We start from the raw sequence: 17,865 nt of genomic DNA, 5'->3' as shown, positions 1-17,865 counted from the left end.
CTTTTATGCAATACTTTGGCCATCCTTCACCAAACCCAAATAGGCTTGAACTGTAAAGTCTCCATTTGCCAATAATTGTACCTGCTCTTCTGTGATCCCTTTATCACGAATACCTTCTTTCATCACATCAATCAGATTCGAGCCTACAAAATTTTGTTCACGACTGTCTTTCACCGTGCCGTATTTCATGACCTGCTCCATAAAATTGGCAACCTGGTTACGTTGTTCACGGCTCAAACTTCCATTTTTATTCAAATATTCGCTTAAAGCAATGGTCGGTGATTTTCCATTTTTCACTGCCATTTGAATTTCAGGAATCTGGTGCCCCTGTGAGGCTTGATCCCAGCGCTGAGTTTGTTCTTGAAGGGAATCGCCCAAAGAGACTTGTGCAGTACCCCGACGACCTGAATTTGAGGCTTCGACCCGCAAGTTTTCACCTTGGGTCAAAGTATGAGGTTTGACTTCTTCTGCAGCAGCAGGAGGTGAGGGTGGAGCCACCGTAACAGGGGGTTTACGCAAACCAAGGGTCTGCAAAAAAGAATCATATTTTTGAGAAACCCAACTCATTATACCTGTCATCATCATTCTCCTTTGGCGTAAAAGCTTACACTCTGATCTATCGTCAGTTTCAGGTCAGACCTGTGTAAATTTACGCAAGCTTAAATCAGAGATAAGCTCAAGCTTCAAGAAACACCTGAGCACAGGCTAAAATCCGCACCAAACAAGTATTCTTCAAGCAAAGCCATCGACTTAGCTGAACATTACTCCTGTCGCAACAAATCCTTAACCTTAACCACCACCAGAGTCATATCATCTTCCATGCCCTTGCCCTGAATATGGCGTTCCCAATCTTCACAGAGGCGTTCACGCAGTTCATGGGCGTCTAGTTGATGGTACCAATGCATCATCTTTTCAAGCCGCTCCATGCCATATTCTTCTCCAGCCTGGTTGGGCGCTTCATGCAGACCATCGGTATAGTAGAGCAGGATATCTCCCGCTTCAAGCTGCACTTCGTAATCCTGGCATTTGAATTTTTCGGGGGAACGTTGCCCCAAAGGGAAAGCCCCTTTAAACTCAGGAAAGCCCGTCACCTCTTGCGTACGTGCACGGTAAAGATAGGGAAACCAATGGCCTGCACTGGCCATGCGGCAGGTTAAACTTTCTGAATCAAACAGAGTATAAATAAACGACATCAATTTGCGGTTGCTACGCTCTGTATATTGTGCAATTTCATTGATCGTCCGGTTCAGCGCCGCCATCACCAAAGGCACATCAGGATTACTTTCCACCTGATTATACAGACAACTTTTCGCCATACTGACAATCATGGCGGCATCGATCCCATGCCCGGTAACATCTCCCAAACCAATAATAAAACGTTGGTTGCCCAGGTCATACCAATCATAGTAATCACCACCCGTTTCATCGGCGGACTCTGACCAGCCGGTCAGCTCAAAACGCTGTAAATCCAGCTCTTTTTGCGGCAGCATGGAACGCTGAATCGCGCGGGCCTTCAACAGAGTTTGCTTCATCGCTTCTTTCTCAGCCACCTCACCCGCCAATTGCGAGCTATGCAGGGTAAGCGCCAACTGTTGGCCAATACTCTGAAAGAGTTGACGATCCTCAATCGTATAATCCATTTCGGATTTTTTCTCGCCTAAAGTCAAAAGACCAATCAAGTCGTCCCGATAAGGTTCAGAGCCCTTCCCCGGAATTTTGACAGTCAAGGGCAGGGTCAAACTGTTTTTAATCGATTCTAAAATCGCAGGATCAATTAATTCACCCGTAATCCGTTTAGCCAACAAAAAGGGAATTGGAGAGGGAACCGGCCCCTGTTGCGAGATCGCTGAAAGATTCAAAGCCCCTGTTAAACGGGTCGTTAAACTCTTTTTTTTCATCAAGCCCATAGCGGTCATCAAGGTCACGTCATCCATCGGGATTTCGTCTTTCATTTTCAAATTGATGCCATGGCTATAGGCCTGTTTCAAACTATTGGTTTCAGGATTTTTCAGAAAAATCATGACATGTTTGGGATGAATAGTTTTCTCAATCGTTTCAACCAGTTTGGGAAGCAACTCGTCCTTATCGATGGTGGTACGGGCTGCGTCAACGAACTCGCTTAAAGCAGTACGGAAATCATATTTTTTGCGAAAAAACTTCTGATCAATAAAATTGCGGATATTCAGCTTCAGGGGTTCAAAGAGCAGGATTGTCACAGCGGTGGTCAGCATATAGGAAGTAATTTCTGAATTGTTTGTCATCAAAGGCCTGAACATTTGTTGCAGGCCCTCTGCCAAAAGTACATAGACCGTCCCCAACAGAACCACCAGGGCAGAATAGGTCATACTCTGCTTTAAGACGAAATCAATATCAAACATTTTGTGCTTGATAATTGCATAGGCAATGGCGACAGGGAAAACAATAAACAGAATCCAGCAGATGGTTGCAATCGCGGGGCTAAGGGGAATATGTAAAATCTGGTCCATGATCATCCAGAAAATCGTCATGGGCAGATAGGCAATCACGCCTCCCAAAAGGGCAACCTTGGCCTGGTTTTTAACTATCTGATTTTCAGCCTTAAAAAGTGAATGCACGATCAAGGCGATCAAGCCGACAAAACCGACAATTAACGACCAAAACAGAGACATATCATAGAGATCAAAATGGAGTTGGAAAAGATCTATTATGCCATTCTGCTGATACCCCAAATACCCCAATCCCCGATAAGCATATTCCCACGTACCTAATAAAAGGAAGCTGATGGCATAGGGAACCAAAACCAGTTTGGGAAAGCGATCCAGCCATTTCTTTTTTTGAGGAAAATAAAAACCTAGATGCAAACAGGCACCACCAGTCAAAGCCACTGTTGCAATCCAAATACGAGGGAAAAGCATTGAAGTATCATAATCAGCAGCAAGGTTTGTCGTCATACCTATCGCCAGGGTCATAAAAAGGTGCGCACGTGCGGCAGGATTGCTTGGCCGCGCCAGATAGGCCACAGCCCCCACTAAAATATGCAGAAAACCGACAATATACAAAATCAGAAAACTGCGGAAAAAATCCATCAGGGTAAAGGTTTGAACTACAATTTTCAAATTGCTTTTGGCTTTGGTTTCTTTGGACTCGATTTCGTACTCTAAAACCTGCCCAATCTTACTGTCCTGAATCTTTTGCTTAAAATCCTTGGGAGAATAAACTGATTGGCCATCTATCGAAAGAATACGATCATAGGTCTTGATACCAGCTTTCGGACCGTTCCAATAATCCTCATTGACTGCAGAAACAGTCAATGTAGGCTCTATCCTGAAACCTGCAAAGGGTTGACCTATCAGGCCGATGGTAGCAAAGACAACCACAACAGAAGAAAGGGTTGCGAGCGCAATCAGAAAAAGGCAAAATAAGCCAACAGGCTTCTTAAGCTCTTGAATGGAATCAGAACTCAGTAATCTCACAAAATTTAAGTTTCCCTGCAAATTTCAAAGTTTAATCAAACAAAAGATGCTCAATTATACCGTACCATGCTGAGAGAACCCTGAGAGAAAAACTGCCAGAGACGTCTCTAAAAAATAATTTTCTTATTTTTTAGTTTTTTGAGACTTCTGAATTTGACTGCCCGCACGAGCGCAAATCAGCTTAAAATGGGCCTCAGAGACCGGCTGAACTGAAAGTCGGGCCCCTTTTTGCAAGACCATCATGCCATCCAGTTCAGCCATCTCCCGCATTTCGGGCAAAGAGACGATCTGTTTGAACTGCTCAAGAAAAGCGATTTCGACCATGATCCAGCGGGGATTTTCAGGATCGGCCTTGGGATCATGGTATTTGCTGGCAGGGTCAAATTGGCTGGGATCCACCAAACCGGTTTTGGAAACTTCTGCCAGGCCCACCACACCGGGGGGCTCGGCATTGGAATGGTAAAACAGCACCCGATCCCCAATTTGCATCTGATCGCGCATCAAGTTCCGGGCCTGATAATTGCGAACACCGTCCCAACCCGTGGTTTTGTTTTTTTTCAAATCCTGAATCGAAAAGGCTTCCGGTTCAGATTTCATGAGCCAGTATTGCATTGCTGTTTTCCGTTTCTGACAGAGGAGTTGCCAGCATTTTAACAGCCCAATCCCCTCTCAGCCTAGAATTTATCAGGCTGAGAGTCGGTTTCAGTTTGCCGCCACCTCAAGCGATGCCTCGCTCAATTCTTGCCACTCACTGCGTTTTTCACGAAACTGCACAATCGGCATGTCCAAAAGCATCGAGCTTTGATCGGGCTTGCGGAAAACAAAATGCACAGAGGAAATATAGGGTTCGACGATATGGGTTTTGTCATTGGGTGTAACCACCAGCAGTTGTAAATCCAACTGGCGGCACAAATCCATCAGATAGGTAGCCTTTTCATCGTCCTGGTTGCTGAAGGATTCATCAACCGCAATAAAGCGGAAGGAATGTTCAGGCTCATTCTGGGTAATACCAAACTGGTAGGCAATGGCCGAGCCTAGAATGGTATAGGTCAACTGGGCCTTTTCACCCCCTGAAAGTTCACCCATGCTGCGGTAAACCTTCATCTGACGGCCTGTTTCACGGAAGAACTCTTCAGCATAGTATTCATTCCAATTGCGCACGTCAGTGACATAGGCTTTCCAGTGCTCTTCCTGATCGAGGCGCTCAATCAGTTCACGAATCGCAACAAAACTCTGACGCAATTGCGCAAGCTCATCTTCGCCCTGGCTATTGGGCACCCAATTTTCGAGCATTTCTTTGAAACGCTGAACATGGGGCGCATTATTGCGCTGGGTTTTAAGCTGAATAAAGGTTTCAGGATTGTTGCGAAAATTGATCTTTTCAAGCGAATGGTTGAGGTCCTGCACCGTTTGCAGAATCTCCTGCTCCTGCAAATAAAAGCTCTCACGGAAATCTGCCATTTTTTGAATCATGTGCGTGGTCAGATAGCGCTCAAATTCTTTGTTATAGCTGGGCAAATCATCCTCTTCGATCCGGCGGCAGATATTCAGATAGTCCTGAACATAGGCAATATCCTCAGAAAGCTGATAGGTATCCGCTGACCAATCCGGAAATTTATAGAGAATCTCCTTATCGGGGCGTTTAAAGGCAATCATGGCGCGTTCCAGCTGACGCTCAAGCTGCTCACGTTTCTGCCGATCCTCGCGAATTTGCTTTTCAATCCGGTCATGAATGCTTTTGCTGATACGGGGCAAACTGTCGAGGTTCAAGCCTTCAAGCGTTTCAATATAGGTCTGTTCAAAGGCTTTGAAGCGCTCAGGCAGACTGGCCGTATCCAAGTCCTCATCGGCGAAGGTCAGGGCGATATCCTCTACCTGGGCCCGGTAATCGGCCAAGAGACTGCGCACATCCTGTTCACGACGCAGCAGATCATCGCGTTGGTTTTCAAGCTCCTGAATACGTTGAATCAAAGCTTCGGCCTGGGTGCGCATTTCCTGCAGGTTATTGCTGCCCCCTTCCAACAAGAGTTGTTGCTGGGCCAGTTTTTCCTGCTCACGCTGCATGGCCTGCCAGTGAATCAGCTCATAGTCTACATACTGTTCAAATTTGGCGAGATTGCGCAGCAACCAGACAAACTTTTCCTGGTCCTGGCGCAATTTTTCAACACTGCGTTGCTGGGCTGCGAGCATATCCTGAAGGGCATCGAGCTGGTCTTTGTAAAAATCCACTTTGCCCTGGCTCGACCAACCGAGCACAAACTGGCTGCGGTTAAAGTTCTGATCGCGGTCATCCTTTTCATGGCGCGCACCCGATTTGGTAAGCCCCTGACGAGTCACCGCCTTTTTATAGGTTTCAAATTCGCCAAGATTGTCAGCACAGAGATAATCAAACTGGGCCATGATCTGGTGTTTCACCCAGGTGCTGTAGGCCGAGTCAGGGTGAAATTCGAGTTTATTCACCAGCGCTTTGGGCGGTGCGAAAAGTTTTTGAGCGGGTTCAAAATGAACGGGCACTTTAAAATAAACCAAACGACCGCCAATATTGACCCGGTTCAAATAGGCATTGACGCGGGAATAGAGATCTTCAGGAACAATCAGACTGGTGGCAAAACCCCGCAAGAGTTTTTCAATCGCCCCTTCCCATTCTGCCTCGCGGCGGGGAACCTGCACCAACTCGCCCACAAAGGGCAGAGCAGCAGGCGAAACCTCAAGATAATCCGCCAGCTCCTGGCGAATCTGGCTGAGACGACCGGGAATATTGTTGCGTTGTCCACTCATGGAACGGATTTCAATTTCTTTTTCACGCAGTTGGCGCAGCGTGGCTTCCTGCTCTTTTTCAATACTGAAAATCCGGTGTTCTAAATCGCGGCGATCCTGCTCCAATTGCTTTTCGCGTTCCTGAGAAGACTTCAGCGAACGCTTAAAACAGGCCTGATCGGGATTTTCAGGAAAATCGAGGGTTTTGGCAAGCAGGTTATAGCGCACCAATTCTTCCTGGCGTTTGCGCTTTTCCTGTTCATGGCGGCGGTGGGCCTGTTCCATCTGAACCAATTGCTGGCCAGTGGCATCGGTTTGAATGCTGTGACGCAAGTTTTCTTTGAGGTCGCGCTGCTCATCAAGGGTTTCACGCAGATGTGCGGCCTGCAGTTGAATATCGCGCTCGCGTTCTTCGAGCCGCAGAATTTCAGCGCCAAGAAAATCGCGCTTGCGGTTGGAAAAATAGAGATTGACGATTTCGTGGGGGTCTCCACCCAAGGGGCTGAGGTCTTTGAGCTGCTTCAAGGCTTCGGCATGGGCCCGCACAGGGCGTAAAAGCTCCAACTGGCGCTCGGCCTTTTCAATTGCATTCTGAGCCGTCAGCAAGAGCTTATAGGTGTCCTTGAGCTTGCTGAATTCCTCTTCAATACTGCCCGCTTCAAGCATATGCTGGCGAATAAAATCGGTCAAATTGCCAAGCACCTTGATACCCACGGTTTGGTTGAACAGAGTCAGGGCCTTGGGAGAGCGCATGCCAAAAACCCGCTGCATCCGCCGGGCATATTTGCTGGCGCTGTCGAAGAACATCAGCGGTTCAGCGGTTTCAGTGGTGGGGTATTTTTCACGCAGGCGTTTGCGCCAAAGCCCCTTGGGGTCAAGCGGAATCAAATCCTCAGAGATTGTCAAAGGCACTTCGGCAATCAGGTAAATCCGGCGCAGTTCCTGATTGACGAACCAACGGCACTGAACCAGGGTCAGGTGTTTGCCTGCCTGATTGGAAAAATAGGCCATCAGGATCGAAAAGGTGCTCTGTTTATCAGGACGTAACTGCATGGCTGTGGAATGGTTACGGCCCTCTTCCTGAATGCTGCCATACTGGCCCAGCACATAGGATTCCTCACTGCGCTCGGTCTTTTTCTCGCTGCCAGAGGATTGGTTATAAAAACGGTATTTGCGCTCAGGCACCATCAGGGTGAGCAAAGAGTCAATCAAAGTGGTTTTGCCTGAGCCATTGGCCCCAGTCAAAAGCGAGGAGTGACCTTGGGGATTGATTGTATAAATACGGTTGTCAAAAGTACCCCAGTTATAGAGCTCCATGCGCTGCAGGCGGTAGCCGGTTCCCACCGGCTGGGCCTCAGACAATGGAAGCATCCTGTTCCATGGCATATCGGATGTCTTCGAGTACATCATTGGTAATTTTCGCCTTTATGATTCTTCGGATTTCATAAATGCGCTCATCCAGCAGTTCGCCTTCTTGAATCACCCGCAGGAAACCCAATTCGACAATCTGCTTAATATAGCGGTCAAGCTGGCGCAAAAGCTTGACCTGATTCGATTTTTCTTTAAAAAAGAGTTCAATCTGCTCGCGGATTTGCTTGTGGGTGATATGGCAATAGGGGGAAGAGGAAGGATTCATATCAAAATCCTCAAGCATTTCACGCAAAACCACGCAGATCAAGGTCACTTCGTAGGAAAGGGGATTGCGTTTGATCAGGCCAATCGTACGGCCTTCTTCATCCAATTCGACCTGACGCAGAAAGGCAAAGCCCTCTTTGGGGTCAATCACCACTTCCAGGCCAATCCGGGCTAAGTATTCAGACACGGGAGCCCGAAAATGGAGCAGATCATTCCAGAGGCGATCATCTTCGGTGAGTTCGCCGCCCAGAAGTTTAACAATCACGGGGGCATAGGGTTCGACTTTTTCGGGAGTGCTCATAAAATATTACCTGTTAAACCTGACTTCGGGCATGACCAAAGCCCGCTGATTTTCATGGTCAAAGAGGATCAAATCGCGCTTTTCAGTATCTATCTCATGTTTCTCGGCCTGCGAGGCAAAGCTCAGATAGGCAAAAAGCTCGGGCAGCCCTTTTTCAATCGGGAAATCGCGCAGAATATCCTGGAGAGAGAGTTGGCGGTTGTCTTGCAAAAGGCGCGCCAATTGTTTTTTAAGTGCTTTTTTATCGACAAAGAAAGTCTGAAAGAGACGGTCCATGACTTCGGGCTCTTCTTGCCAGTCAAATTCACCACTGGGCTCTTCAGGCTGTTGAGAAAAGACCGGATCAATGCTGGGGCGACCCAATTTACGTTCCAGGGGCATGAAGATTTCGGGCTGGCCTTCGATAGAGATAAAGGCTTCTGAACTGAATTCTTTTTCAGCCAATTTTAAAGCCACTTCTTTGATTGAGCCAATGGTTTCTTTCAGCCGACGGGTTTCCTGGGGGTCGCGCTCAATAATGATCCGGCTGAGTTTTTCGGCCATGCGGTCATTTGATTCCAAAACCTTCTGGGCTGCCTGATGCAGAAAACTCTTGATTGATCGCAAGAGGCTGTCCTGGGTATTGATCTGGCGATTTTCAAGCACCATATACAGCTCTTCGGCCAGGTTTTGCAGTTCCTGATGCCCCGAGCTGCGCAAGAGGGAATCCCAAAAGGCGTAAAAGCTCTTGCCCTGCTCGCTTTGGCGCAATTCTTCAATGGCATCAAAGGCATAGCGCAGAATCTGGCCCTTGCGGCTTTGTTTCTCGGCATGCTTTTGGTAAATCGTGCGCGTAATCTGGCGGAAATTGTCTTCGACCTCTTTAAAATCTGCAAGCAGGTCGCGGGCCAGACGGTTGAGTTCCTGAAAGCGTGATTTGATCTGGTAATCATCAAAGGAACTGACTTCATTGCATTCCCGAATTCGGGCAATTTCAATCTCAATTTCTGCCTTGCGGCGCTCGAGTTCAGCCACTCGCCGGTCGGGGTCTTCAACTGTATACTCTAACAATTCACGCAGTTTGCCGAGAATATCCCGAAAACGGGATTCAGTGCCGACAAAATCTTGTTTTTCAAGGGTTTCTACCCAGCGCAGGGCTTTTTCACTGTCGGCAGTCAGCTCATAGCAGACCTTGCCCTCTTCGGTCAGAAAATTACGCAGATAGCCCTGGTCTGTCCAGCGGGCCAGCAAGTGTCGGGCCTGGGCCTCATAGACACGATCGACCCCCTCTTCAGCACGGAAACGGATGTCTTCGAGCAATTCAGCCAATTGTTCCTGCAGGCTCTCTTCATCTAAAATCAGACGGTTCTGGGATTTAAACAGAGACTGAAAGGTCGCCAGAATCAGAGGGGCATAGTCGGATTTTAAGAGACGCAAAGGCAAAGCGTCTTCAAGCAATAGGCTGAAGCGCTCAAACACTTGGTGATTGAGGTTATCCATTCCTGGTCAAGAAATCTCTCTCTAAATCTGTCGCATGATCTGAAGGAGTGCCTGTAGAGGCACCGAATACGCACCTGCGGGGTGGATCTTCAAGGGGCAAACTCAAAGAGCTTGGGTCTTAAATGCAAATGTATACAGGTGAGGCATACAAGATTGATCAGATCACTATACATATAGGATACCGCAAAACGGATCCCCCTCATAAGTACATTTGACACAGATTTACGGTTTTTTGTCTGCCATTTCCCCCCTAGAAAAGCAGCTCAAAACAAAAGCAACGCTGTAAACACAAACCCTTTCAAGCATGCTTTCTCTGAAGAGATTTTCAAACTTATTGACGGTATGGAAATGGCTTTGTGAAAATTTCCAAATAATTAAGACAGCCGGTGAGTAAAGGCTTTGATTGTAACGAAATCTGGCAAGCCTGAACTTGATTCTGTTTGCTGCTTTCAACCAGAGATTCAGTGTGATTGTGTATGACAAAGCGTTAACGCAAATTCTACAAATCTGAAAATACGTTGACAAAATCTTTAAATTCTTTTGCTAGACTTTCGGACATCCTACTATTGCAACCTTGATGGAGCCTAACCGATGCAACACAATCGTCTCTCACCTCTCGCACTCGCATTGAGCCTGGCACTGAGTGCCTGCCAACCCCCAGTGGTGCAGTCCCCACGTCAGAACAGTTTCAAAACCCTGAGCACCCAATCGAAGCCATTCGCAAAGCAGACAACCAGATTTACTGGCGCAAAGGAGGCATAGGCAAAACCACCCTGTTCTGGAATGGTCGAACCTCTACTGCTACGGGCGCTGAAGGTTTCAGCCTGTGGGACGGGCATTATACCCTGCGTTTGCGCAGCAATTCGCGCGTGAATAGCGACCAAACAGTGAGTTATGGGGTGATACCGCATCCCGAAATGAATTATGCTACTTTTCTGAAGCCCTATGTAGAACGCCAAGTTGAAATGGGAATAGATGACAATGACCCAAATATCGACGAGAAGAAAGCGGTTGCAAATTGGCAGGATGCCACGCATCTGGTGGTCAAAACCCCGATCTACGAACCCGTCAATAAGCTCGACCAGGTGGGCGTTGAGGTTAGCAGTCTGAAAGCCTCTGCCAGTGCCGCAGATGGAACCGCCTTAAGCTCCAGCTTTGTCTATGACGGCACCAGTGAGATTCTGACCCAAACCATCACGATACCCAGTGAAACCCCTGCGGATACGGTCAATCTGGTACTCTATGCCAGCGACAAAGTCGCCAACGACTGGACCGAGCGCTTCACTGTAGTTTCGGAGATTTTGAAGTTCCAAAGAAGAGGGCGTACTCTGTAAACTGTTGTTTCGGAGAATTAAGCAGCCGCACATCGCATGAAATCTTCCAATGAAGTATTTTTGTTGAGGAGACCGTTTTGAAGTACCCCCTGAAAAATTCTTTAGGTATTGAAAATGTTGGAATAGAACTTGTTGAGACCAAGCAATGTTTGAAAGCAAAATAGAATTGGAAAACACAGAACTGCCTGTAACAGAAGCTGAGTTGACATTGTTTGAAGAAAAACACAACATCCGATTTCCTGATGATTACCGTCAATTTTTATTGAGCCGTACGGGCAGCTTGGTCGAACTTTGGTGGTTTGATTCAATCGATGACGAGGGCTATGTCTTTAGTGCAGAATTGATGGATTTGTATTCTCTAACTGAAATAGAGGAACTGTGGGATGTTCATCTTGAGCAATGCAGGAGTTTTCAGGAGGATGGTGGTTTTCCTGAGCCTGAGTGTTTTCAATGTATTGGTTTGGCAGCGGGAGGGGATAAGTTATTTATGGGGTTAAACAAATCTTATTGCGGAAAGATTTATCTTTATTACTATGAGCTTTATCCAGACTTTCACTTGCTCGCCAATTCATTTACCGAATTTATCAAAATGCTTAAAGTGCCAGATCCTATAGCTGACCAGGAAGAGTGATTTCCTTCCCAGAATCGGACTTTGGCGAAAGGGTTAAAGATGAACCCACTCAGTGGCAATTTCAACCTGGCTGAGTTGCAGGGCCTTGGCAATTTTAAGCAGGGTAACACGTCGTGGCATTGAAGCCGAGCCAAAGAACCGTGACAGAGAGGGTTGGGGAATACCTGTTAACTCTGAGAGTTTTGAAATGCCCCCATTTTCTTCTACTTTGATCCGCAAACTGTCTTTAAAGGCTGTAATATGTTGGGCGATGGTTTCTAGATCATTAAAACGCACATAGACTCCCTCTACTTTTTGAGTTTGCCCACATTCATCAATCATATCTTGGATATCAGCAATGATTTCCTGACGTTCGCTGGTTTCGTCTTCTGTGTCCCATAGATTCATCAGGTCGTAGACACCTTCAAAGACCAAAGCCGTTTCGACTGCTGTAGCGATGAATTCAGCCGACAAGCCTGAACAACGCATACGCTCAGCAATACCGAACAAGGCTAATTTTTGAGTTGGAGCCAATGTCTGCATATTATTCAAGCCTCCCACAGGTGGTAAATTGTTGACGGCGAATTAATTCGAGATGTGTTTTAAAGCGAGCTAAATAGCGACGCTCTGCTTTCTCATTGGATTTTACATAAGCCTCACATAAAAAAGCTGAATCAAAAATCCCGACAGGTAAACGCAGTTGAACTCGTCCAGAACCCAGTTGATGCCATTTCATTTTAAATCCATCTGGAATCGTCTGACCTTGAAAGGTTGCTGGAGACCAAAATTTATTGTTACTGAATTCAGTTGACTGTGGAAAATCTTTTAACAAGAGAGCTTTGGGACGAATCAGGTTTTCATAATCTTCTTGCGTGAAAATATGTTTATGTTTTAACTCAAGGTAGGCATCTAAGGCCCAGGCAGTAATCACAATCTCCATAGATCCCTCAATAAACATTAATAACACACATAATATTTATAACATATTTTCAATAACAAACCCCAAAAAAACAGAGCGATGCCCAGCGTCCAGCCCTGCGGACAGAGCTGAATCGGGTCAGTTAGGACAGCGATGCTGATCAGAAGGTCACTATCAGGTGGGCGTTGAGGTTAGCAGTCGGAAAGCCTCTGCCCGTTCAGCAGAGGAAACACGCAATGCTTCAAGTTTCAGAGATGATGCAACTAGCAAAATTCTGAGCCTGGCCATCACAATTCCCATGCCAAGCCCCTTTTGAGGTATTCTGAATTGGAGAGGTTTCCTGATAATCCGTATCCAAATTGGCAAGGAGAGTTATTCATGCTCGCATTAAGAAAAACATTTTTTGCTGGTCTCGGATTGAGCTTCACGCTCCTACTTTGTCAGCAAGCCCAAGCAGCCCCCATTCCGAGTACTGCCTATTGGCTGAACAGCCACACCCTGGCCTGGGAACCCCCGCTCTCAGCCAAAGCACAAACCTCGGTTTATCTCTGCCAAGACCCCCTGGCCCAGCTTTATCTTGAAAATAGAAAGCATCGGGGAGGGCAGTGCCAAGCCTTAAGAGCGCAGGGAAAACTTCAGAACCACCCCACACTGAAAAACCGAGTCCCCCATTTAAATCATCTCAACCTGTATGCCTTACCTGAAAACTGGGCCCAGACCAGCGAAGAACTGCTGCAAAACCAGCTTTGGCTGGAACTGCGCAATGCCCAAACCCAAGAGGTATTGGCTCACTCAGGCCTACAACTGGCCGAAATTCTTGATCAGGAATACAGTTATTCTGGCAACGATTTAGGGCTCAGTTTTTCAAGTTCAGGAGCCCCTCAATTCAAGCTTTGGGCTCCTACGGCACAAACTGTTGAGCTTGAAATCTTTCGCCCCGATCAACTCGCCCAAGCGGCAGAGACCCTGCCCCTGCAAAAAGGCCCGTCAGGTACCTGGAGTCTGAGCGGCCCTGCCGAATGGAAAAACCTCTATTATCGCTACCGGGTCAAAGCCTATCGTGCCGATACAGGTCGGATTGAAACCCATTCCGTGACTGACCCCTATTCTGTTTCTCTGGCCGCCGACAGCACCCACAGCCAGATTGTGGATTTGCAAGCCCCAGAACTCAAACCCGCAGGTTGGGACAGCCTGGTTTTGCCAACTCTGGAAGCCCCTGAAGATGCTGTTTTATATGAGCTGCACCTGCGAGACTTCAGCATTTCTGACCCCAGCGTGCCCCCCGAAGCACGCGGAAAATACGCAGCTTTTAGTTTGCCCGACAGCAATGGCGTCAAGCATTTGCGCCAATTGGCCCAATCGGGGCTGAGCCATGTACATCTCTTGCCCGTCTTTGATATCGCCACCATTCCTGAACGCTTCGCCCGCCAGCCCCAAATCCCTGCCGCCCCCCCCGATTCAGACCGACAGCAGGATGCCCTGGCACTGGTACGCGATAAGGATGGCTTCAATTGGGGCTATGATCCCCTGCACTATGGAGTACCAGAAGGCTCCTATGCCAGTGACCCGCAGGGCAGCAAACGAATTCTTGAATTCAGACAAATGGTCAAAAGCCTGGCAGAGATGGGGCTGCGCACTGTTATGGACGTGGTCTATAACCATACCCATGCCGCTGGGCCTGTTCCGCTGTCTGTGCTCGACAAAATTGTACCGGGCTACTACTATCGCCTGGATGCCCAGGGACAGATTCAAAACACGACCTGTTGCCCGGATACGGCCTCAGAACACCTGATGATGGAAAAACTAATGCGGGAGACCCTGCTGCGCTGGGCCACAGCGTATAAAATCAGTGGTTTTCGCTTTGATCTGATGGGGCATCACAGCACCCAAAACCTCAAAAAAATCCGGGCCGACCTCGATGCCCTGACCCCAGAAACGGCAGGCATTCAGGGCCAGGAAATTCTGCTCTATGGCGAAGGCTGGAAATTCGGCTCACTCGATGCCATTCAACCGCAAAACGCCATGAACCAGGTTGCGGGCAGTGGCCTGGGCGTGGGCATGTTTAACGACCGCCTGCGCGATTCTGCCCGAGGGGGCAACTATGACCACAGCACGCGCTCAGACCAAGGCTTTGCCACAGGCCTGTATACCGATCCCAACCTCAGCCCGTTTAACCGCGATACCCCCACTGAGGCGCAGGCCCAGAAAGCCCTCTTGCTGAACTATGCCGACAATCTGCGTGTGGGACTGACGGGGGGATTAAAAGACTATCGCATTGAGAGTGCCCAAGGCCAGGAAGTCTCAGGCCAGGAAATTCTGTACAGAGGCTCACCGGGCTCAGGCTTTGCCCGCGACCCACAGGAGAGCATCAATTATGTTTCGGCCCATGACAACTACGCACTTTGGGATCAAATTGCCGCCAAAGCGCCCTTTCGAACCCCAGATCGCCAACCCGCTACAGCCAGTGCAGAAGAACGGATGCAAATGCAGGTTTTGGCCTTGAGTTTGCCGCTTTTGGGGCAGGGGATTCCGTTTTTGCACGCCGGTTCTGAACTCTTGCGCTCAAAATCAGGGGATGGCGACAGCTACGATTCTGGCGACTGGTTTAATCTGGTCGACTGGCGCGGCCTGCAACAGAACTGGGGTGTGGGGCTTCCACCGGCCTGGCGCAATGAGCAGGAATGGGATTTTTGGCACCCGCGTTTAACCCAAACGGAGTTCAAAGCTTCGCAGGTTCAGATGCTCACAGCTCTGGCCCAGGTACATCGCCTGCTTCAGGTACGTCGCAGCTCAGCCCTTTTCCGTTTGCGCAGTCTTGAAGAAATTCAAGCCCGTGTTCGCTTCAGAAACACAGGCCCGAATCAAGTGCCGGGTCTGATTGCCATGGAGATTCGCGACGATCTGCCCGATCACACCAATCTCGACCCCCTGCGCAAGCGCATTCTGGTCTTCTGGAATGCCAACCGCGGCACCCAGTGGTTCTGTCAGCCCGACTGGAAAGATCTGAAGTTCGAAGCCTATTCCCGTAGCGGAGAAGGCCCCCTGCTGGAAAGGTCCTTGCCCCTGCAAGTCGGCGGCCAGGATTGGGTACTGGCTCCCCCTGCTTTTTTGCATACAGAAAAACTTCCCTCGAATCACCAGGCAGGCTCCGCCTGCTTCGCAATTCCCTCACGCGCCACATTGGTGTATCATGAACGGGAGAATCCGCTAGGTGATTGAGAAGGAGTAAACGACATGTTCCGAGTCCCCCATACCCAAGCCTTATGTGGCCTTTTGGCCGCCGCCCTGATTTCAGTGCATCTGCCAGCCCAGGCTGCAGGTGGCGAATTGATCGGACGCGTGAACAGCTCAGTGCTTACTCCCTCGGTCTTGCCGAATGTCGGAGGAGATCCCAATGCTGGTGGCATGACGACACCTGTCATCGCCAAAGCCCTGGCTGTTGCAGATTTTAGCAATGATACGGGCGATGCCCGTTACGACAATCTGAAACGTGGAATTTCTGAATCTCTGGTTACCAAACTGGCCAGACGCCCCGAACTCAAACTGGTCGAACGCAGCCAGATTGACAAGGCGATTAAAGAATTGGGTTTTGGCCAAACCGCTTTCGCCGACAGTTCCAAAACAGCACAAATCGGCAAAATGACGGGTGCAGGCGTGATGGTCACGGGTAGCCTGGTCAAAGCCGGTTCCAAAATGGAAATCAACGTGCGCATGCTCGATGTCGAAACCGGTCAGGTAGTGGTCAGCGAAAGCTATCTCTTTCAATCTGAAGACGATATTCTGCCGGTGGTCAATTATCTCTCCCTGCTGATTCCCAAAAAATTGAATCTCTATGTCAGTGACGCTGAAATGGAGCTGGCTCGGGGCCAACTCAAAGGTGTGACGATCAAAGGTGAAGACAATACCTGGATTTACTGGACGATTGGCGGTGCCGTCGTCGTGGTCGGTGCGATTGTCGCAGGTGTGGTCTTGGTCGCCCGTGCCAATGCCAAGGCCAATGAAGGCCCAGATATTGTGATTACCAATCCCCGCGATGGTTCAGGAATTCAACTCCGCTCTCAGGCTCCCTTACAATTCAATCTGCCTGCCATGAAATTCTAAGGCCACTCAGGGGAGAGCCGGCCTCTCCCCTGTCTGAAGCATGATTGTAACTTCCCTGCCCCGCAAATACTACAGCAAGTGGACGGAGATTGATCTGTCTGCTTTAGAGCATAACCTCAAAAGGCTTCAAAACGCTTGCCAGCCTGCTTCTGCCCAAATCATGGCAGTGGTTAAAGCCAATGCCTATGGGCACAATGTCTCCCAAATCGCCCCAGCTCTGTTTCAGCAGGGTATCACCCATTATGGCGTGGCGACCTTGGGAGAGGCACTGCATCTCAAGCAATTGCTGCCCCAGGCGGAACATATTCTGATTCTGGGAGCCTTGAGCGTTTCTCAGTACCGTCTAGCCCTGGAAGAGGGCTTTGCCCTGATGCTGCACACCCTGGCCCATCTGCCCATTCTTGAAGATTTGGCCCGTGCGATTGGCCGCCCGGCTGAAGCACATCTCAAAGTTGATACCGGTATGGGCCGGGTGGGCATTCTGCCGACAGAAATGGGAGCAGCACTTGATCAACTGGCCCTGACCGAATGGGTGAATCTGCGCGGAATCTGCTCGCACCTGGCAACCTCTGATCGGCCCGCCTGCCCCCATATTCACCGCCAGATTCAGATTTTTAACGAGGTTTTGAGCTATGCCCGAAGCCATTTGCGTGAGCCTGAAGCCTTGATCTACCATCTCGCCAACAGTGATGCGGTCTTTCAATACCCTGAGGCCCATTATAATCTGGTGAGACCGGGCATTTCACTCTATGGCTATGGCGGCGCACAGGGAACCGGTTTAAAACCCGTCCTGGCACTCAAAGCCCAAATTACCCAGTTGAAAGATGTACCCGCAGGAACGGCCCTGGGCTACGGGCGCAGCTTTATCACAGCCCGCCCCAGCCGGATTGGCGTGATTGCCCTGGGCTATGCCGATGGCCTCAACCGCCTGCTTTCAAATCAGCAGGAGATTTTGGTCAAGGGCCAACGCCTGCCGCTGGTGGGGCGCATTTCAATGGATCAATGCACGGTTGATTTGACGGATTTGCAGCAGACGATTGAAGTGGGCGAAACCGTGACCTTTATCGGCCAAGAAGGCGATGAAACCATCACAGCCCAAGACTGGGCCGATAAAATCGGCACGATTCCCTATGAGGTGCTGACTGGATTGGGAACCCGCCTGCCGCGCTGGGCAGCGGAATAACACTGAGAACGTTCAGGTTTCAAACCGGCTCAGGCATTTCAGAGCCTTCGTTCTGAGGCTCTGGCTCGGACTCAGATTTACGCAGTTCCAGGCA

Annotated in this window: 13 protein-coding genes; 5 read left to right on the top strand and 8 right to left on the bottom strand. The window is 49.0% G+C overall.

What is annotated here, in order from left to right:
• Nucleotides 1-3: 3 nt before the first annotated feature.
• The 6 genes from COW20_06035 to COW20_06010 all read right to left on the bottom strand — a co-directional run bounded on the left by COW20_06035 (nucleotide 4) and on the right by COW20_06010 (nucleotide 9,624).
• Nucleotides 4-567, bottom strand: a complete 564-nt coding sequence (locus COW20_06035; GenBank protein PIW49360.1) for a hypothetical protein — start codon at nucleotides 565-567, stop codon at nucleotides 4-6.
• 194 nt (nucleotides 568-761) lie between these two features.
• Complete coding sequence (locus COW20_06030) at nucleotides 762-3,452, bottom strand: hypothetical protein (protein ID PIW49359.1); 2,691 nt, start codon at nucleotides 3,450-3,452, stop codon at nucleotides 762-764.
• Between the two features lie 123 nt (nucleotides 3,453-3,575).
• Nucleotides 3,576-4,064 (bottom strand): EVE domain-containing protein, encoded by a 489-nt coding sequence (locus COW20_06025; GenBank protein PIW49358.1) that lies wholly within the window; start codon nucleotides 4,062-4,064, stop codon nucleotides 3,576-3,578.
• 90 nt (nucleotides 4,065-4,154) lie between these two features.
• Nucleotides 4,155-7,619, bottom strand: a complete 3,465-nt coding sequence (locus COW20_06020; protein ID PIW49357.1) for a hypothetical protein — start codon at nucleotides 7,617-7,619, stop codon at nucleotides 4,155-4,157.
• Nucleotides 7,564-8,145 (bottom strand): hypothetical protein, encoded by a 582-nt coding sequence (locus COW20_06015; protein PIW49356.1) that lies wholly within the window; start codon nucleotides 8,143-8,145, stop codon nucleotides 7,564-7,566. The genes COW20_06020 and COW20_06015 overlap by 56 nt, the downstream gene beginning before the upstream one ends.
• A gap of 6 nt (nucleotides 8,146-8,151) precedes the next feature.
• A complete protein-coding gene (locus COW20_06010; GenBank protein ID PIW49355.1) occupies nucleotides 8,152-9,624 on the bottom strand; it encodes a hypothetical protein in 1,473 nt (490 codons plus the stop codon).
• Nucleotides 9,625-10,541: 917 nt separating this feature from the next.
• Here COW20_06010 and COW20_06005 point away from each other — a divergent pair.
• Both COW20_06005 and COW20_06000 read left to right on the top strand, forming a co-directional pair.
• Nucleotides 10,542-10,958, top strand: a complete 417-nt coding sequence (locus COW20_06005; GenBank protein ID PIW49354.1) for a hypothetical protein — start codon at nucleotides 10,542-10,544, stop codon at nucleotides 10,956-10,958.
• Between the two features lie 145 nt (nucleotides 10,959-11,103).
• Nucleotides 11,104-11,589 (top strand): hypothetical protein, encoded by a 486-nt coding sequence (locus tag COW20_06000; GenBank protein ID PIW49353.1) that lies wholly within the window; start codon nucleotides 11,104-11,106, stop codon nucleotides 11,587-11,589.
• A 33-nt stretch (nucleotides 11,590-11,622) separates the two neighbouring features.
• Here the strand turns inward: COW20_06000 and COW20_05995 are convergent, their stop codons facing one another.
• Both COW20_05995 and COW20_05990 read right to left on the bottom strand, forming a co-directional pair.
• Nucleotides 11,623-12,111, bottom strand: a complete 489-nt coding sequence (locus COW20_05995) for a hypothetical protein (protein ID PIW49352.1) — start codon at nucleotides 12,109-12,111, stop codon at nucleotides 11,623-11,625.
• Nucleotide 12,112: 1 nt separating this feature from the next.
• Nucleotides 12,113-12,508: a hypothetical protein gene (locus COW20_05990; GenBank protein ID PIW49351.1), complete on the bottom strand. Its 396-nt coding sequence runs from the start codon at nucleotides 12,506-12,508 to the stop codon at nucleotides 12,113-12,115.
• A gap of 357 nt (nucleotides 12,509-12,865) precedes the next feature.
• On the opposite strand from COW20_05990, the gene COW20_05985 reads away from it, so the two are divergent.
• From COW20_05985 to alr, 3 genes are read left to right on the top strand one after another with little or no spacing between them, the layout of a single operon-like run.
• Complete coding sequence (locus COW20_05985; GenBank protein PIW49350.1) at nucleotides 12,866-15,706, top strand: DUF3372 domain-containing protein; 2,841 nt, start codon at nucleotides 12,866-12,868, stop codon at nucleotides 15,704-15,706.
• 15 nt (nucleotides 15,707-15,721) lie between these two features.
• Nucleotides 15,722-16,588: a hypothetical protein gene (locus tag COW20_05980; protein ID PIW49349.1), complete on the top strand. Its 867-nt coding sequence runs from the start codon at nucleotides 15,722-15,724 to the stop codon at nucleotides 16,586-16,588.
• Between the two features lie 40 nt (nucleotides 16,589-16,628).
• The gene (alr, locus tag COW20_05975) at nucleotides 16,629-17,771 is read left to right on the top strand and encodes an alanine racemase (protein PIW49348.1); all 1,143 of its coding nucleotides are present in this window, start codon (nucleotides 16,629-16,631) and stop codon (nucleotides 17,769-17,771) included.
• The last annotated feature ends 94 nt before the right edge of the window (nucleotides 17,772-17,865 follow it).

The sequence above is a fragment of the bacterium (Candidatus Blackallbacteria) CG13_big_fil_rev_8_21_14_2_50_49_14 genome (assembly GCA_002783405.1).
Taxonomy (GTDB): Bacteria; Cyanobacteriota; Sericytochromatia; order UBA7694; family UBA7694.
The sequence above is the reverse complement of the archived record's forward strand: the minus strand, read 5'-3'. Positions and strand labels throughout refer to the sequence as shown.